Below are 16,960 nucleotides of genomic sequence, written 5' to 3' on the forward strand. Positions count from 1 at the left end.
GCTAACCGGAGCGGCGGAGCTTGGGCGGCCATAGTGGTCTGAAACCCCTAATACTATAGTGTTCTTACGAGATCTTTTCCGCCCTGCGTTGTTGTCGTCGGCTTACATATTCCCGATATGTGCGCCTCCTCCGCCTCGCAGGACGAAAAATCTCTCGCAATTCATCCTATTGCTTTAGAGTTTTCAGACCACTAGGTTTGACAACTGCGCCGGAACCGTTAGCAGAGGAATGGAGGACGGTGTGTATGGCCAAGGGAGTATCGGTTATTGACCAGATTTTTTCCTGTTATCACGAATTGTTTGAGGCGGAAAAACGGGTGGCCGACTATATTCTGGCTCAGCCGGAACAGGTCATTGATATGACTGTCTCGGAATTGGCGGAAGTCAGTGCGGCCAGCAATGCTACCATTATCCGGTTTTGCAAAAAATGCGGCTGTCAGGGGTTTCAGCATCTAAAGATCCGGATTGCCCGGGAATCGGCGGTAGTGCAGGAAAAACAGCCTTCCGGTACGATTCATATGGACGATTTGGAGCAGTCATTGCACAATATTGTGATTAATAAATGTGAAGAGATAAAACAAACGCTATATAATATCCCGCTGGAAGAACTCCGGACGATGGTCGACCGTATTAAAGAAGCCCGGTTTGTTTTATTTGCGGCGCTGGGCAACACCATTCCGGTGGCGCTGGATGGGGCCTATAAGCTCAATCAACTGGGAATCACGGCGCTGTGTTCACCTATCTGGGAAAGTCAGATGGCCATGGCTCATACGTTAACCTCAGAGGATGTGGTGATTGCCATTTCTGCCTCCGGCGAGTCCAAGAAACTGTTGACGTTAGTGGACCGGGCGCAGGAACGGGGCGCGGCTGTTCTGGCCATAACCAATTATGCCAAATCGTCTTTGGCACTACGGTGTCCTTATCATATTCATACCGTGGCCCGGGAACGGCTGTTTTTCCCCAATTTCAGCTTTGCCTTTACCAGGCTGGCGGCGATGTCGGTGATGGAGACATTTTTCTTTTTGCTGGCCAGCAGCAAGGCCGGCGCTCAGGAATGCATTGCCGTCCATGAGCAGACCATCGCCGATGATAAGACATAAAAAAATCCGGCGATTTACCAATGTGCCGGGATAGCAACATAAATTTAGATGGGAGTGAGAATATGACTAATTTGCGTTGGGGCATTCTTGGTCCGGGTAATATCGCTGCCGATTTCGCCCAAGCCCTTCAAGCGGTGAATGGCGGTGTTTATGCCGTGGGAGCCAGATCGTTGGCGAAGGCCGAAGCTTTCGCCAGACAGTATGCGGTGGAAAAAGTATATGGCAGCTACGATGAGCTACTTAAGGATGACGCTTTGGATATTGTCTATCTGGCGACGCCGCACAGTCACCATTATGAGTATATTATGCGGAGCCTGGAACAAGGCAAGCATGTATTGTGCGAAAAGGCGATTACGGTAAATGGCCGGCAACTGCAGGAAGCGGCCGCCTTGGCGAAAAAGAAGAATCTTATTCTGGCGGAAGCAATGACTCTCTACCATATGCCGCTGTACGCCAAACTGCGGCAAATCGTTCAGTCCGGACAAATCGGCCGGTTGAAAATGATTCAGGTTTCGTTCGGCAGTTGCAAGGAGTATGATGTGACCAACCGGTTTTTCAGCAAGGAACTGGCCGGTGGGGCTTTGCTCGATATCGGCACTTACGCTTTGTCCTTTGCCCGCTACTTTTTGTCGGCGCCGCCGCAGGAAATCTTAACGACCATGAAACCTTTTGAAACCGGTGTAGATGAACAATCAGGCATCATTCTGAAAAACAACAGGGATGAAATGGCGGTGGTGGCCCTGACCATGCGGGCCAAAATGCCTAAACGGGGTATTGTGGCCGGCGAGACCGGCTTTATTACCGTTGATAATTTCCCGCGGGCCGACCGGGCGGTGATTCAATATCTGGACGGCCGGACCGAAGTAGTAGCGGACGGCGATACGGCGCAGGCCCTGGCTTATGAAGTGGCGGCCATCAGCCAATGTGTCGCTCGCGGCGAAGGCGGTTATCTGGACCTGTCGCTGGACATTATGGACATTATGGATGAAGTCCGGCGGCAGTGGAATATACGGTATCCGTTTGAATAACGACCGTATGAGTATGACGCAGGAGATGAGGAACGGCTGATGCGGCAAAAAAGGAAAGAGATACATAGGAGGGAAATGAATATGAGCTATAAAGCCGTTCTATTTGATTTAGACGGAACCTTATTGAATACACTGGACGATTTAGCCAACTCAATGAATGCGGTCCTGGCCAGGCAGGGGTTTCCCGTGCATGACACCGAAAAATACAAGTGTTTTATCGGTAATGGTATGGAAAGACTGGTAAAGCGGGTATTGCCTGCCGGGCAAGAAGAAAACAAGGATATGGTAGCATGCTGCCTGCAAGGACTGCATGAGGAATACGGCCGTCGCTGGCATGAAAAGACCTGCCCTTATCCGGGAATTGAAGAACTGCTTGCGGCATTATCGGCGAAAGGACTCCGCCTGTCGGTACTGTCCAATAAGGCCGACTCTTTTACCAAAGTGATTATTGAGCATTACTTTGGCAGCACCCGCTTTGATTTTGTCTACGGTGCCAGAGACGGGGTGCCGAAGAAACCTGATCCCGGGGCAGCCCTGGAAATTGTCAAGCTGTCCGGCATCGAACCGGCAGAATATCTATATCTCGGCGATTCTGGCGTAGATATGCAAACAGCCACCGCCGCCGGTATGTATGCTGTCGGCGCCACCTGGGGTTTCCGCGAGGAACCGGAATTGCGGGAAAACGGAGCCAAAATAGTGATTTGCCAGCCGGGTGAGCTGTTAAAGCTGATATAGGAAAAACGGTTGGAGATCAAGATGAATAGAAAAGATTGCAACTTAGCTGACAATGAGGTCAGGAAGGTTGCAATCTTTTTTATGTTTTGGCATTGTCGGAGATTTCTTTTTCAGGAGTTGGTATTCTTTAGGTCAGTCATTGTTTGAGTATTTATAATCTTTCCACAAAAATGTCTGGAATTTATGGACATCAATTAGTATTTCCAAACAATATCCGTGTTGCTAAAATAACAATGAGTTAAGAATTTCAATGTAAAAATGTAAAGAGGTGGCGATGATGGAAAACTTAACAGTGCGCGAAACAAAAATCGTTACTTTTTTAGCAAAATCCGAAGGATATGTTTCGGCCAACACTTTGGCTGATTTCTTAAAGGTCTCGCCCAAAACCATTTATCGCGATATTGTATCAATAAAGAAAAAGGTCGGCAACGAAAACCTTATCAAGCAAAGTCAAGGTAAAGGTTTGCAAATGGATGTATCTTCTTTAAATGCGATTAGCCGTGACCATCTGAACCGGCAGAAAAGCGTATTGGGCATGAGTGTTGGTGAACGCAGAAAGCATTTATTGATTTTGTTATTACTTCAATCTCCACAGGAATCGTCAATAAAAAATCTATCGGAGTATTATTATGTGGGCAATGCTTCTATTGTGAATGATTTGAAGAGTATTGAACCGCAATTGGACTTATATCATTTACAGCTGATTCGTTCCCATAAGGGGACTTATATAGAAGGCAAAGAGAAAAACATCCGTAAGCTGTTAATGAATATTCTTGAATATATGCCGGTATCTTTTCAGGAAAACGCTTACTTGGATAGAGAAAACTATCATTATATATTTAAAGAATTTCCTAAGGAAGATTTTGATTTTATCGGACAGGTGTTAAAAGCTGTGGAAAATATGCTGGGTGCGACGATTAAAGATCCATATTACATTAATATTTTTACTCATCTGGTAATTTTGATTAAACGGTTACGTAACGGCAGTTTTAAAGCGAATTATGAAGTGCTCCACGAAAAGGATATGGAAATAAAAAACGAGCAGATATTTCGGGTTGCCCAATATGTCATCTCTCGGATAGACCAATATATTGAGCTGAAGGTACCGGATATTGAAGTGTTTTATATATATCAGTATTTTACCTCCTGCGGGATTGAGGCAAGAGAAAACTTCATCATTGGAGTAACCAATGAAAACTCGAAAGAAAAGGAATTAACCTGCCAGTTAATTGAGGATGCTTCTAATACGCTGCAGGTCGATTTTAGAAAAGACAGCGCGTTGCAGCAAAATTTGTTTCTGCACATGTGCTCTTTGCTAAAAAGAGTGCAATACGATATTTCGATCAGCAATCCTTTGTTGCCGGACATAAAAAAAGAGTTTCCGGTCATGTTTGAAATTGTCAAACACAGTTTCATTAAACAAAAGAAATTGCCCATTTTGCATAAAATCAGTGATGACGAGATTAGTTACATTGTAGTTTACTTTCAGGCATCGCTGGAAAAGCAATCATCGGTGAAACGGGTGTTGATTGTCTGTTCATCGGGAATAGGCACTTCGCATTTACTTAAGACCAGAGTTAAAAATGCTTTTCCCCAATGGGAGATTGTAAATACAGTGTCTGCCAATCACATTGCGCAAGTTTTGCAGGAAGAAAAAATAGATTTTATTTTAACGACTATCCATATTAATTTATCGCAGAATATCCCTATCGTTTTAGTCAGTGCGCTGTTTAATGAAATTGATATATTGAAAGTAAAGAATGCGGTGTCTGCCAATCCATAGGGACATTTATATACCAATCAAAATATAGAACCAAAAGGAGCTGAAGGAAAAGTGCAAATTGACAGCATTTTAAATGAAAATCTGATTGATCTGGACATGCATGTTACGACAAAGGATGAAGCGATCTGCCAGCTTACCCATAGACTTTATAAAGAAGGGAAAGTAAAGCAGGAGGAAGTTTTTATCAAAGATGTTTACTTGCGGGAAGCGGAAGGAAAAACAGGCATTGGCGGACACATTGCCATTCCCCATGGCAAATCTGACGCGGTGATAATCACTTCTATCGCTGTAGGCAGGACCCAAAATGATCTGAGTTGGGAAACACCCGATAATCTGCCAGTGAACTTTGTGATCTTATTTGCTGTAAGAAATGTCGATAAAACAACTGTCCACCTAAAATTACTGTCTCAGGTAGCCACTGCTTTGGCAGATGACGATATCTTGCATAAATTATTAACTACGCAGGACAAAAAGGAAGTGATTCAGTTGCTGTCACAAAATATGCAATGAGCGAAAGACCCGCGCTGGCCGGATAAGCCGGCTGGCTGGTGGCGACTAAGCAGGAACGCCGGTGTTTTTCCTGCAAATTACAATTATGAGGAGTTTACATTATGCTAATGAACATGAAAGATATGCTGGAAGTAGCCCAGAAACATCAATTCGCCGTACCTGCTTTTAATGCCGGTACCGGTCAACTGCTAACGGCTATGATGGAGAGTGCCGAAGAAAAACAAGCTCCTGTCATTATGGCCATTCATCCGGATGAGTTGCGGTTTCTACGGGACAGTTTTGTGGCCAGCGTTATTGACGAAGCCAATCATAGTAAAGTACCGCTGGTACTGCATTTGGATCATGGCGCGTCGGTAGCCGATTGTATTCATGCCATTCAATTAGGTTTTACCTCGGTCATGATTGATGGCTCGCATCTGCCGTTTGAAGAAAACATTGCGTTAACCAAACAGGTGGTAGAATTGTCCCATGCCTGCGGTGTCTCGGTAGAAGGAGAGTTGGGAACGATCGGGCAAACCGGCAATTCTATTGAAAAGGGATCGACCGAAATTATCTATACCAATCCGGAGGATGCGCAGGAGTTTGTCGAAAAGACCGGTGTCGATTCGCTGGCTGTGGCTATCGGCACGGCACATGGCATTTATCCGAAAGGGTTTGTTCCTAAATTGAGACTGGACCTGATTACTGAGATTAGAAATAAAGTGCAAATTCCGCTGGTTCTGCACGGCGGATCAAGTAATTCAGATAAGGAAATTGCTGAATCGGTAAAGCTGGGAATTGCCAAGATTAATATTTCCAGTGATATCAAATTCAGTTTTATGACGGCGCTGCAGCAGTATTTGAACGAGAAAGGTTTCGAGCGGGAACCTAACGTGATTTATCCTTCTTGCATTCGTGCTTGCCGTGACACGATAGAAGATAAAATGGCCCTATTCAATGCACTGGATAAAGTGAAGTATTATAAATAGACGGTCATGGATAAGTGATTAGAATAAAAGCAGACTTTGAAGATTGAATATTTAAAATATTCGGTTTATTAAGCGTGCCATCATAAGCAGGAGAGAGGGAATGAAATGAAAATTATTGGCGTGGCAGCGTGTGTGGCAGGTATTGCCCACACCTACATTGCAAGAGAAAAATTGATGAAGGCGGCGGCCAGGGCAGGCCATGACATCCATATGGAAACTCAGGGTACGATTGGGACAGAGCATGCCTTAACACCGGAACAAATTAAAGCGGCCGATATTGTGATTCTGGCCATTGATATCAAGATTAAGGATAAAGAACGTTTTAACGGAAAAAAGATCATCGAGGTCCCTACTGAAGTTGTCGTGCATTCGGCCAATGCGTTAATTAAAAAAATGGAAGAAATCGTGAAATAAAGGGAGGATGGAATATATGAAAGAGTTACATCTGAGAAAGCATGCTATGACCGGTATATCCTATATGATTCCTTATGTATGTGCTGCCGGTATGTTAATGGTTATCGGCAATATCTTTGGCGGCCATACCATACAGGATTACCGGGCCGGCTTTTCGATTCCCGATGCGCTGACTACCCTGGGCGGAGATGGATTAGGTATATTGCCTGTATTTATTTCCACCTTCATTGCCTATTCCATTGCCGACCGTCCTGGTATAGCTCCGGGCTTTTTGCTGGGCTTGCTTTGTAAAGCCAACGGTTTTGGTTTCTTAGGCGGACTTTTGGGCGGCTATCTGGGTGGCTGGGTGGTCAACTGGCTGAAAAAGGTGATCAAAGTTCCCAGCTTTGCCGAAGGCATTGTCCCTCAAATGATCTTGCCGTTATTGACAACTATTATTGTAGGACTATTTATGGAATATGTCGTCAGCATTCCCATTCTTGCTTTAACCAACGGTGTTACTACGCTGCTTACCAGCCTGCAGAGCGGCAGTTCCGTGCTGCTACTGGGGGCTATTTTAGGAACTCTGTCGGCGATTGATTATGGCGGACCGATCAACAAAGTAGTCTTTGTCTTTGTGCTGGCGCTTATGACTCAGGGCATCGGTGCTCCTATTTCTACCTTGATATCGGCCTCCATGATTGCACCATTTGGTTTGACGCTTGGTTATTTCTTAAGCAAGGCGCTCAAACTGGACTTATATTCCCAACAGGAAGTTGACGCTCTAAAATCGGCCTTTTTGATGGGGTGCTGTCAGATTACAGAAGGGTCTTATCCGATTATACTTAACGATCTGTTGCGCATTACTATCTGCACGGGTGTGGGTGCTGCCGTCGATGGCGCACTGACCATGTACTGGAATTGTGCTTCTATTGTACCGGCCGGTGGATTCTTTGCCCTGCCGGGGATCAGCAATCCCGGGTTATGGCTGTTAAGCCTGTTTATTGGTTCTGCCGTGTTTGCCGTACTGCTGCAGTTCCTGAAGAGAAAACCGGTGGAAGAATCGGAGGAGGACGAGGAAGTGGAAAAAGAGTTGGATTTGTCCAGCATCAAAATTTCAGGATAATAGTCTAAAATTAAAAACACCGGTGCACAGGCTGGAAGTACAAGAAACTTGCCTGTGCATCGCAGTCTTGTGGGAGAATGGAGGAGACCAGGATGAAAAGGTCGGAAATTAATACGGTCATTCAGTATACGATGAAAGCGGTAGAAACATTTAAAATTCCCTTGCCGCCGTTCGCTTACTATACACCGGCAGATTGGAAAAGCCTGCAAGAGGACCAGCGAGAACTGGTTGACAACATGTTGGGCTGGGATGTTACTGATTTTGGAAAGAATAATTTTTTACATACTGGTTTAACCATTTTTACCTTTCGTAACGGTAATTTTAATCAAGCAGACAGGTATCCTAAGCCTTATTGTGAAAAATTGCTGTTTGTTCGTGACGGTCAATTTTTACCGTATCATTTCCACTGGAAGAAGACGGAAGATATTATTAATCGCGGTGGCGGCACACTGCGCGTTACCTTATATAATTCCGGTGAAAATGGGGGATTTGCCAACAGCGATGTAAAGGTGGCAATCGACGGAAAGGTCAGTATCATAAAGGCCGGCCAGGATGTTTTCCTCCGGCCGGGACAAAGCATCACCTTAACTCCCGGGCAGTATCATCAGTGGCAAGGTGTTCCCGGCACAGGCGATATTGCGTTATTTGAAGTTTCCACCACGAATGATGACCGGACCGACAACCGTTTTTACGAAGCCAAATCACGCCTGCCCGATATTGAGGAAGATGAGGCTCCCTGCTATCTAATTTTCAATGATTATGGGGAATATGTGTCCTTTAAGCCGGTTTAATTAGGAGGAGAATGAGGTGAGCTTTCTAGGAATTGATTTGGGAACATCCTCGGCAAAACTGTTGCTGTTGGATAAAGAACAGGGAATACTGCAGACGGTATCCAAAGAATATCCAGTTTTTTATCCCCGGCCGGGCTGGGCTGAACAAAAGCCGGAAGATTGGTGGAACGCCGTTAGGGACGGAATCCGGGAATTGTTGAATAAACCGGGAATCTCGGCCGGTCAGGTGGCGGCAGTAGGTTTTAGTGGCCAGATGCATGGGCTGGTTTTACTGGATGGTCAGCAGCAGGTGCTTGCACCTGCTCTGCTATGGTGCGATCAACGGACGCAGGCGGAATGTGACGAACTGGCGGAAAAGTTGGGCAGCCGTCTGGTGGAATACACTGGCAATCAGGCTTTGACCGGTTTCACGGCACCGAAGGTGCTGTGGATGAAGAAACATCGTCCAGACATCTTTCGGGCTATACGACATGTGCTGTTGCCCAAAGATTATATTCGCTGGCAGTTGACCGGCGACTTTGCCACCGATGTTTCCGATGCGTCAGGTACGTTGTTTTTTGATGTGGCAAAACGGCAATGGTCTGCCGAAATGCTGGCGTTCTTAGGTCTGCCGGCGGCAGTTGTTCCTGCTTGCTATGAGTCCTGTACGGTGACCGGGTATATCACCAGACAGGCGGCTGACGAAACCGGGTTGCCGGCCGGCATTCCGGTTGTCGGTGGCGGCGGTGACCAGGCCAGCGGCGCAATTGGCACCGGTATTGTAAGAACGGGCGGCATCTCGGTGGCACTCGGAACATCCGGTGTGGTATTTGCCTGCCAGGAGACGTATTCGGTGGATAAAGAAAACCGGCTGCACGCGTTTTGCCATGCCAATGGCAAATGGCATGTGATGGGGGTGATGCTAGCGGCGGCAGCTTGCCTAAAATGGTGGGTTAATGAGGCATGCAAGCTGGAGGAGGCGGGCTTTGACCTTCTCTTGCGAGAGGCACAGCAGATCCCGGCCGGTAGTGAGGGACTGATTTTTCTGCCCTATTTGCTTGGTGAACGGAGTCCCTACAGTGATCCTAACGCTAGGGGGGCATTTATCGGACTGACAGTAAAACACGGGCGGGGGCATATGACCAGGGCCGTCCTGGAGGGTGTGGCCATGGGGCTGCGGGACCTGCTGGAAATTGCCAAAGAACAGCAGCTTCCTATTCAGGAAATAAGGGTAAGCGGCGGCGGGGCCAAAAGCGCTTTATGGCGCCAAATTCTGGCTGATGTACTGGGACATCCGGTCTGTATGGTCAATTCGGTGGAAGGTCCGGCCCTGGGGGCGGCCATCATGGCCGCCGTGGGAAATGGTGCCTATGCCAGTTTGGAAGCTGCTTGTGATGCTATCGTGAAAGTGGTGGAAACGAAGGTGCCTGTTCCGGTCAATATGGATACATACAATGATCTATATACGGTTTATCACCAGTTGTACCACCGGTTGCGTGAAACGTTTGACGGATTGAGTCATGTTTAAATCTGCGCAAAAGGAGGGGTGCCGAGATGCCTGTCATTCATGGTATTCATTATTCTAAAGCAAAACTTTTAGAACGATGCGGCAATATAAGTCAGGTGGCCGGTTATAAGCGGTATGTGATCAGTGAGGGGCGGGGCAAAGGAGTTGAGGCTGTTGAAATTTATAATGGCAACGGTCTGCAGTTTACCGTATTGCTGGATAAAACGCTGGATATCGCCGACTGCAGTTACCAGGGAGTGAACCTAGCCTATATGACCGGCAACGGGATTGTGGCGCCGCAGTTTTATGACAGTCACGGCAATGGCTGGTTAAGAAGCTTTAATGGTGGACTGCTGTCAACCTGCGGTATTACCTATTGCGGTGCCGCCAGTGAAGATGAAGGCGAGCTGCTGGGGCTGCACGGACGGATCAGTCATTGTCCGGCTGATAATATTTGCTGCGAGGCCGTCTGGGAAAAAGAAGACTATGTGATTACCGTCCGGGGACGAAGTTATGAGACGCGTTTGCACGGTGAATTTCTTGAGTTAAGAAGGGAAATAAAAATACGGGCCGGCGACAATACCATTTACCTTCATGATGAGATAGAAAATCAAGGATACCGGCCGGTTCCCCTGATGATGATTTATCATTGCAATTTCGGTTTTCCGCTGTATGATGCCGGCAGTGAGATTTATATTGATTCGGTGGAGTGTGCGCCCAATGACGAAGTATCGTCAAAGTCGCTGGATGATAGAAATCTTGTACCTGAGCCCAGGCCGCTTGTGCCGGAAAGCGTATATTTTCACCGGATGAATGTCTCCCGTGGTTATGGCCTGGCAGCGTTAATCAACCGGAAGATCGGCCGGAAGGGATTGGGCGTGTTTCTCAAATATGATCTTAAGGAGCTTCCTTATCTGAACCAATGGAAGATGATTGCCGCCGGACATTATGTTCTGGGGCTGGAACCATCCAACTGCCGGACGCTGGGACGGGCCAGTGAAAAGGCTGAGGGGCGGCTTCGCTATATTGAGCCGGGGGAAACCAGACACTTTAACTTGGCTATCATTATCAGTGAAGAGATAGATAACCAAATAGGTCAATAGCCAGAGCCTTCTCCGTTTTGTTAAAAACGGGGAAGGCTGTTTTTTTATGTTGAAAATCCTTGCCTTTATATAGTTTCAGGGCCGGAGCTTTTTGTCTTTCTATAAGCAGTAAAAAGAGGAGGTTACTAGGTGGACTGAAGAGGAACCCGACGGTGTTAACAATAATGTATACAGAGTATCAGTACTAGTACTTTGTCCGCTTAATCCGGTGAATACTGGCGGCCTATTTTCCGCAACGCTTCATTATCGTCAGGCAGCATACTAATGGTATGCCTTCTTCCTTCGCCCTGCGCTGCGGAAATAGCTTCGCCGTTCTCCTTCTGTTTTAAGACTGACAGGGTACTAGCTGCTTTTATGAAAGGCACCGGTATACTAAAATAGCAGCATTATTGTGGTAATGTTTTGTTATTTCTGAATTTATTAGACAATGCTACAATGGGCTTGTAAGAAAAACGGGAGGAAATCAGATGAAAGAATTACAACAACGGCAAAAGCAAATTTTAAAATATTTGCTGTCGATGGATGATTTTATGCCTGTTAAAAAAATCGCCGCCTTATGCCGCTGCTCGACTAAAACGGTACGCAATGATTTGCTGGTGTTAGAAGAAAGCGGCGTTAAGCTGGAAAAAATGTCCGGTAAGGGAATCCGTGTTTTTCCGGAAAAGCAAATGCGCGACTATGATTTACCGCAAGATTCCTGCCACGATTTATCTGTTGAATACAGAAGAACGAAGATTATGTTTGAACTGCTGGAGGGCACTAAGGATAAGCTGTCCATTCAGTCACTGTCGGAGAAATATTATGTCAGTAAAACTTCCATTGCCAATGATTTAAAAGTGGTGGAAGAAAAATTAAGCAAGTATCATTTGCGTCTCAAAAAGGACACACAGGGGACGCAGTTGGTTGGTTCGGAAATGGACATCCGGAAAGCCATGGTCGATATCTTAAATGCGCTGATTGGTTCAAAAAATGTATTTCAGGAAGAACCGGCGCGAATTGACCGGGAAACTATTCTGGAGCTGGAGGAGCATTTTGGGACATATCCTGTCAGTCAGGTGGAAGCGGTTATTGAGAAAGCAGAAAAACTGCTGCAATTCCGGATTGCGGAACCTTATTACATCAATCTGGTGACCCATATATTAATTCTCATTCACCGGACGAAAAACGGTAAGACGATCTACGACGGACTGCAGGCGGAAGCCAATCATTATGATTCATCCTTTTATAGTGTATCGCAAAAAATAGCCTGCTGGCTGGAAGACATATTTTCCATTCAGGTCAACCAGGAAGAGGTATTTTACATTTATCGGTATTTGACCTCTTCCGGCGGTATTACTGTTCAGCCGGATAATAAACCCGATGAAGTGGATCAGCGGTTAGAGGAAATAGCAAGAGAAATGATTAGGTTGAGCGCCCGGATTTGTCCGATTCCTTTTTCCTTTAGCCCGTCTTTATATCAGGCGTTGCTGCTCCATTTGAGGCCCATGATGAACCGGATTATTTACAATATAGAAATTAAAAACCCCTTGCTGGATCAAATCAAAGAAGAATTTCCCGAAGTCATGCTGTTATTAAAACTGGTCATTTGGAAGATAAGACTGCAGTACAAGCTGCCTTATATTAATGAAGCGGAGATCAGTTATATAGTTGTGTATTTTCAGTCTGCCATTGAAGAAGCGATCAGTAAGAAAAAGGTGATGATCGTCTGTTCCACAGGGGTGGGAACCTCGCACCTATTAGAAAAACGGATCAAAAATCATTTTCCCGAATGGAATATTACCAATATTGTTTCGGCTAAAGATTTGGAAAAAGATATAAAGCTGGAAACGGTTGATTTGATCATTTCCACCGTGAAACTGGATATTTCACTGGATAAACCGGTAGCGTATGTAAGCGCTTTGTTTAATAAAGCCGATGAGAAAAGGATAAGAGATTCTTTTGTCACCGGGCAACGTGGACTCATGACGGAAGCGACGGAAGTAATCGAAGATGATCAGCCGAGCAGTCGAAACGAGACAAGCAAAGAATTTTCCCAGGCCACGCTGGTAGACTGCCTGGCCATCCATGAAGCTTTGGAACTATGTCTGTATCGGAGAGGCTGTACCGCGGCTCAGCAGAGTGCCCGGATCATTAGACGGAGCGATAATAAGAACAAAACAAAATTACTCGTGTTAATGGAAGAGAATGAAGCTGTGCCAGACACAGTGATTGGTACGTTGTACAGCATGTTGCAAAAGGACTACACGGGAGGGACAATAAATGGATCTATCCACAGTAATCGATGAAAACAGAATTAACCTGGAACTGGATGTTGCCAGCAAAGAAGAAGCGATTGATGCGCTGGTGGATATGCTGATGCAATCAGGTGTTCTATCTTCTAAGGAGGACTTTATAAACGATGTTTATGTGAGGGAAACTGCGGGACAAACCGGAATAGGAGGTGGGATTGCCATTCCTCACGGCAAATCCAAAAGCGTATTAAAAACTTCACTGGCGATTGGCCGGACCATGAGACCGATCGAGTGGGAGTCGTTGGATGATGAACCTGTCCGCTGCATCATTTTATTCGCTGTAAGAGAAGCCGACAGCACGACCGTTCATGTACGCTTATTGGGCCAATTCGCGGGGAAGCTGGCTGATGAAGACATTGTGGCTGCGCTGCTTAACGGCAACGATGCTAAAGAAATCATCACCATTCTTAGTGCGGAAAATTAAGGAAAAACGGAGGGATACCATGAAAATTGTTGGCATTGCAGCCTGTACATCGGGGATTGCCCACACCTATATTGCCAAAGAAAAACTGGTCAAGGCTGCTCAAGCTCTTAATCACACCATCCATATCGAAACCCAGGGAACGATTGGCACCGAAAATGAACTGTCGGCCAGGGATATTGCGGCAGCCGATGTGGTCATCATTGCTGCGGATATTAAAGTGGGTGGCAAGGAGCGGTTTCAGGGAAAACGGATTGTGGAAGTGCCTACCCATATTGTAATTAAATCTCCCAAAGCTTTACTAAACAAGATTCAGGCCGATCTGGGACTATAAAAAATGAGTGGAGGTCAAGGCTGTGTTGAAAAATTTGGAGTTGAAAAAGCATGCAATGACGGGAATATCCTACATGATCCCTCTGGTGGTGGCTTCAGGGCTGTTGATTGCCATCGGGAATATAGCCGGCGGCAATCCCAGTTTGATTGGTGACTATAAGAAAGCTTACGGCTTGTGGGAAGCGGCAGTCACTTTGGGCGTATACGGTATGGGCCTCATTCCGGCCGTCATGGCGGCGGCCATTGCTTACTCAATTGCCGATCGGCCGGGGATTGCGCCGGGGTTATTGATGGGGATGATCGCCAATGCCATGGGAGCCGGCTTTCTGGGCGGCATGCTGGGCGGTTATCTGGCCGGCTGGTGCGTCAATTTCCTGAAACGTCGTATTAAGGTTCCGATCTGGGCTCAGGGGCTTATGCCGATGATGATTGTCCCGTTGCTGGCGTCGCTGATTGTAGGCTTTATTATGTTCTTTGTGATTGGCAGACCGATTGCCTCAGCTTCTTTCGCTTTAAGAGAAATGCTGGATAGTATGCAGGGCGGTTCCAAAGCAGTATTCGGCGCTATTATGGGGGCCATGGCTGCCTTTGACTTTGGCGGTCCGGTAAATAAAGTGGCTTCTTTGTTTGCCGACGGACTATTAATTGACAAAATCTATGGACCGGAAGCAATAAAAATTTGTGCATCTATGATCCCGCCGTTTGGCGTGACGTTATCCTGGCTGATTAAGAAATCAAGATATAGCAAAAGTGAAGCCGACAATATCAAAATAGCTTTTCCCATGGGAATTTGCATGATTACGGAAGGCGTTATTCCCATCGCCGCCGTCGATCCTATCCGCGTTATTTTCTCCTGCTCCTTTGGCGCGGCTATCGGTGGTATTTTGATTATGCTGCTGGACGTAGGTTCACCGGTTCCTTCCGGTGGGATGTTCATTGTTCCGGCTATGCATAATCCGCTGGGCTTCCTGATTGCTTTAGCAGTTGGCAGCCTGGTTACGGCGTTGCTGTTGGTCGCTTTGAAAAAAGATGCTCCTCAGGAACAGGAAATAGGCTTGGCAGAGGATTTGGAGGAAGAAGTGGATTTGTCGGGGATTACCGTAAAATAAACTACAGGGAGTGTAAGCCATGTATGTTTCCATGAAGGATATGCTGCAGAAGGCGCATGACGGGGCGTATGCGGTTATGGCGATTAACTGCTTTAATCTGGAGACCGCCAGAACGGTTATTCGGGCGGCTGAAAGTGAAAATGCGCCAATCATTATTAATCTATATCAGGATCATCTGATACAGCATTGTGACAGTGAACTGATTACGCCGATTGTGAAGGTGTTGGCCAATCGATCCAAAGTTAAGATTGCGCTGAATTTTGATCATGGTCAGGAGGTTTTGCTGTTAAAAAAGGCAATTGACGACGGGTTTTCTTCCGTCATGGTCGACGGTTCGCGGTTTGGTCTGGAAGGAAATATTGCGATGACCAGGGAGATTGTTAATTTTGCCCACCCCAAAGGGGTGAGTGTGGAAGGCGAAATTGGCTGCATTGGTGCTACGGAAGGAGCAGAGTTTACCGAGCATTCCATGTATACCGATCCGGATGAGGCCGTGCGGTTTGCCAGGGAAACGAGTATTGATGCGCTGGCTGTGTCTATCGGTTCTTCTCACGGCAATTATCCGGCCGATATGATTCCATCGTTTGATTTTGAACGGCTGCGGCAGATTAAAGCGATGACCGGGCTGCCGCTGGTACTGCATGGCGGCTCCGGTTCCGGCGAAAAGAATATCTGCCAGGCGGTCAAGGATGGAATCAATAAGATTAATGTAGGCTGCGATTTTATGAATGCCAATGTGGCTGCGGTAAAAAACAGACTGCAAGAAAATCCTGACATTAACTATTATGATCTGGTCGAGCGGGTGGAAACGGACAGCATGGAGATTGTCCGGCACTATATACGGTTGTCGGGATCATATAATAAAAACTAAAGGAGATAACAGGGATTATGCTAATGAATATGAAGGAATTATTGTCGGTGGCGCAAAAACACCAGTTTGCCGTACCTGCTTTTAATGTCAGCAGCAGTATGCTGCTAAGAGGCGTCATGGAGGGTTGCCGGGAGAAACAGGCTCCGGTAATTATCGCCATTCATCCCGATGAATTATCGTTTGTGGAAGACAGCTTTATTGCCAGTGTGCGGGAAGAAATTATCCATAGCCGCATACCGGCCGTAATTCATCTGGATCATGGCGGAAGCTTTGAGCAGATTGTCCGGGCTATTCGCTGTGGCTTTACTTCCGTTATGATTGATGCTTCGCTGCTATCGTTTGAAGAAAATGTGGCTATTACCAGAAAGGTGATCGAAGTGGCGCAGGCTGCTCATGTTTCCGTGGAAGCCGAACTGGGGACGATCGGAACGACCGGTAACGGTGGTGAAGGCGGTACGGAGCAAATTATTTATACCGATCCGGCCACTGTCAAGGAATTTGTTGCCAGAACCGGTGTGGATACGCTGGCGATTGCCATCGGCACATCGCACGGCATTTATCCGAAAAATATGCAACCCAAATTGCGAATGGATTTGCTGCAGGAAATCAGAGCGATTGTGGATATACCCTTGGTTCTGCACGGCGGCTCGGCTAATGCCGATAGTGAAATCGCCGAGGCGGTAAGACTGGGGATATCGAAAATCAATATATCCAGCGATATCAAAGACGCTTTTTATAAGAAATGCCGGGAAGTGCTGCAGGACCCGGTTATCCGTGAACCGAATGCCATTTATCCACCTTGTATTAAAGCTATGAAACAGGTGGTTTACCAAAAAATCGATTTGTTTAATGATGCCGGTAAAGCAAGATATTATCAGGAAAATTAAGCGAAGATTATACGGTATGCTAACA

General features: G+C 46.4%; 17 protein-coding genes. All 17 read left to right on the forward strand.

Annotated features, from left to right (window positions below; translation table 11 throughout):
- Window positions 1-245: 245 nt before the first annotated feature.
- Window positions 246-1,100, forward strand: a complete 855-nt coding sequence (locus tag BMW43_RS09385) for a MurR/RpiR family transcriptional regulator (RefSeq protein WP_091746208.1) — start codon at window positions 246-248, stop codon at window positions 1,098-1,100.
- Between the two features lie 62 nt (window positions 1,101-1,162).
- Window positions 1,163-2,128: a Gfo/Idh/MocA family protein gene (locus tag BMW43_RS09390; protein ID WP_091746210.1), complete on the forward strand. Its 966-nt coding sequence runs from the start codon at window positions 1,163-1,165 to the stop codon at window positions 2,126-2,128.
- Between the two features lie 81 nt (window positions 2,129-2,209).
- On the forward strand, window positions 2,210-2,863 hold the full coding sequence (locus BMW43_RS09395; protein WP_091746213.1) for an HAD family hydrolase: 654 nt from the start codon (window positions 2,210-2,212) through the stop codon (window positions 2,861-2,863).
- Between the two features lie 274 nt (window positions 2,864-3,137).
- Entirely contained in the window at window positions 3,138-4,646 is a 1,509-nt protein-coding gene (locus tag BMW43_RS09400) for a BglG family transcription antiterminator (RefSeq protein ID WP_091746219.1), read from the forward strand.
- A gap of 51 nt (window positions 4,647-4,697) precedes the next feature.
- The gene (locus tag BMW43_RS09405) at window positions 4,698-5,156 is read left to right on the forward strand and encodes a PTS sugar transporter subunit IIA (RefSeq protein WP_091746222.1); all 459 of its coding nucleotides are present in this window, start codon (window positions 4,698-4,700) and stop codon (window positions 5,154-5,156) included.
- A gap of 101 nt (window positions 5,157-5,257) precedes the next feature.
- Window positions 5,258-6,124, forward strand: a complete 867-nt coding sequence (locus tag BMW43_RS09410) for a ketose-bisphosphate aldolase (protein ID WP_091746225.1) — start codon at window positions 5,258-5,260, stop codon at window positions 6,122-6,124.
- Window positions 6,125-6,229: 105 nt separating this feature from the next.
- Window positions 6,230-6,538, forward strand: coding sequence for a PTS fructose transporter subunit IIB (locus BMW43_RS09415; RefSeq protein WP_091746228.1), 309 nt, complete (start codon window positions 6,230-6,232; stop codon window positions 6,536-6,538).
- Between the two features lie 16 nt (window positions 6,539-6,554).
- On the forward strand, window positions 6,555-7,643 hold the full coding sequence (locus tag BMW43_RS09420; protein ID WP_091746231.1) for a PTS fructose transporter subunit IIC: 1,089 nt from the start codon (window positions 6,555-6,557) through the stop codon (window positions 7,641-7,643).
- A gap of 92 nt (window positions 7,644-7,735) precedes the next feature.
- Window positions 7,736-8,434, forward strand: coding sequence for a D-lyxose/D-mannose family sugar isomerase (locus tag BMW43_RS09425; RefSeq protein WP_091746234.1), 699 nt, complete (start codon window positions 7,736-7,738; stop codon window positions 8,432-8,434).
- A 16-nt stretch (window positions 8,435-8,450) separates the two neighbouring features.
- Window positions 8,451-9,941, forward strand: a complete 1,491-nt coding sequence (xylB, locus tag BMW43_RS09430; protein WP_091746237.1) for a xylulokinase — start codon at window positions 8,451-8,453, stop codon at window positions 9,939-9,941.
- Between the two features lie 26 nt (window positions 9,942-9,967).
- Window positions 9,968-11,023 carry an aldose 1-epimerase family protein gene (locus tag BMW43_RS09435; protein ID WP_091746241.1) on the forward strand — a complete coding sequence of 352 codons (1,056 nt, stop codon included), beginning with the start codon at window positions 9,968-9,970 and terminating at the stop codon, window positions 11,021-11,023.
- A gap of 467 nt (window positions 11,024-11,490) precedes the next feature.
- Window positions 11,491-13,308, forward strand: coding sequence for a BglG family transcription antiterminator (locus BMW43_RS09440; protein ID WP_091746246.1), 1,818 nt, complete (start codon window positions 11,491-11,493; stop codon window positions 13,306-13,308).
- Window positions 13,283-13,738 carry a PTS sugar transporter subunit IIA gene (locus tag BMW43_RS09445; protein WP_091746249.1) on the forward strand — a complete coding sequence of 152 codons (456 nt, stop codon included), beginning with the start codon at window positions 13,283-13,285 and terminating at the stop codon, window positions 13,736-13,738. Before BMW43_RS09440 ends, BMW43_RS09445 begins: the two co-directional genes overlap by 26 nt.
- Window positions 13,739-13,757: 19 nt before the next feature.
- On the forward strand, window positions 13,758-14,069 hold the full coding sequence (locus tag BMW43_RS09450) for a PTS fructose transporter subunit IIB (protein WP_091746250.1): 312 nt from the start codon (window positions 13,758-13,760) through the stop codon (window positions 14,067-14,069).
- Window positions 14,070-14,091: 22 nt separating this feature from the next.
- Complete coding sequence (locus tag BMW43_RS09455; RefSeq protein ID WP_091746254.1) at window positions 14,092-15,177, forward strand: PTS fructose transporter subunit IIC; 1,086 nt, start codon at window positions 14,092-14,094, stop codon at window positions 15,175-15,177.
- A gap of 19 nt (window positions 15,178-15,196) precedes the next feature.
- Complete coding sequence (locus tag BMW43_RS09460) at window positions 15,197-16,048, forward strand: class II fructose-bisphosphate aldolase (RefSeq protein WP_091746257.1); 852 nt, start codon at window positions 15,197-15,199, stop codon at window positions 16,046-16,048.
- Window positions 16,049-16,065: 17 nt separating this feature from the next.
- Window positions 16,066-16,935 (forward strand): ketose-bisphosphate aldolase, encoded by an 870-nt coding sequence (locus BMW43_RS09465; RefSeq protein WP_091746260.1) that lies wholly within the window; start codon window positions 16,066-16,068, stop codon window positions 16,933-16,935.
- The last annotated feature ends 25 nt before the right edge of the window (window positions 16,936-16,960 follow it).

Origin of the sequence: Propionispora vibrioides, assembly GCF_900110485.1 — a bacterium.
GTDB classification, from domain to species: domain Bacteria; phylum Bacillota; class Negativicutes; order Propionisporales; family Propionisporaceae; genus Propionispora; species Propionispora vibrioides.

What these genes read in the sequence shown, in the direction of transcription:
- BMW43_RS09450 (WP_091746250.1), top strand. Translation starts at nt 13,758, where the DNA reads ATGAAAATTGTTGGCATTGCAGCCTGTACATCGGGGATTGCCCACACC.
- BMW43_RS09385 (WP_091746208.1), top strand. Translation starts at nt 246, where the DNA reads ATGGCCAAGGGAGTATCGGTTATTGACCAGATTTTTTCCTGTTATCAC.
- BMW43_RS09435 (WP_091746241.1), top strand. Translation starts at nt 9,968, where the DNA reads ATGCCTGTCATTCATGGTATTCATTATTCTAAAGCAAAACTTTTAGAA.
- BMW43_RS09440 (WP_091746246.1), top strand. Translation starts at nt 11,491, where the DNA reads ATGAAAGAATTACAACAACGGCAAAAGCAAATTTTAAAATATTTGCTG.
- BMW43_RS09445 (WP_091746249.1), top strand. Translation starts at nt 13,283, where the DNA reads ATGGATCTATCCACAGTAATCGATGAAAACAGAATTAACCTGGAACTG.
- BMW43_RS09425 (WP_091746234.1), top strand. Translation starts at nt 7,736, where the DNA reads ATGAAAAGGTCGGAAATTAATACGGTCATTCAGTATACGATGAAAGCG.
- BMW43_RS09465 (WP_091746260.1), top strand. Translation starts at nt 16,066, where the DNA reads ATGCTAATGAATATGAAGGAATTATTGTCGGTGGCGCAAAAACACCAG.
- BMW43_RS09410 (WP_091746225.1), top strand. Translation starts at nt 5,258, where the DNA reads ATGCTAATGAACATGAAAGATATGCTGGAAGTAGCCCAGAAACATCAA.
- BMW43_RS09400 (WP_091746219.1), top strand. Translation starts at nt 3,138, where the DNA reads ATGATGGAAAACTTAACAGTGCGCGAAACAAAAATCGTTACTTTTTTA.
- BMW43_RS09420 (WP_091746231.1), top strand. Translation starts at nt 6,555, where the DNA reads ATGAAAGAGTTACATCTGAGAAAGCATGCTATGACCGGTATATCCTAT.
- BMW43_RS09390 (WP_091746210.1), top strand. Translation starts at nt 1,163, where the DNA reads ATGACTAATTTGCGTTGGGGCATTCTTGGTCCGGGTAATATCGCTGCC.
- BMW43_RS09415 (WP_091746228.1), top strand. Translation starts at nt 6,230, where the DNA reads ATGAAAATTATTGGCGTGGCAGCGTGTGTGGCAGGTATTGCCCACACC.
- BMW43_RS09460 (WP_091746257.1), top strand. Translation starts at nt 15,197, where the DNA reads ATGTATGTTTCCATGAAGGATATGCTGCAGAAGGCGCATGACGGGGCG.
- BMW43_RS09395 (WP_091746213.1), top strand. Translation starts at nt 2,210, where the DNA reads ATGAGCTATAAAGCCGTTCTATTTGATTTAGACGGAACCTTATTGAAT.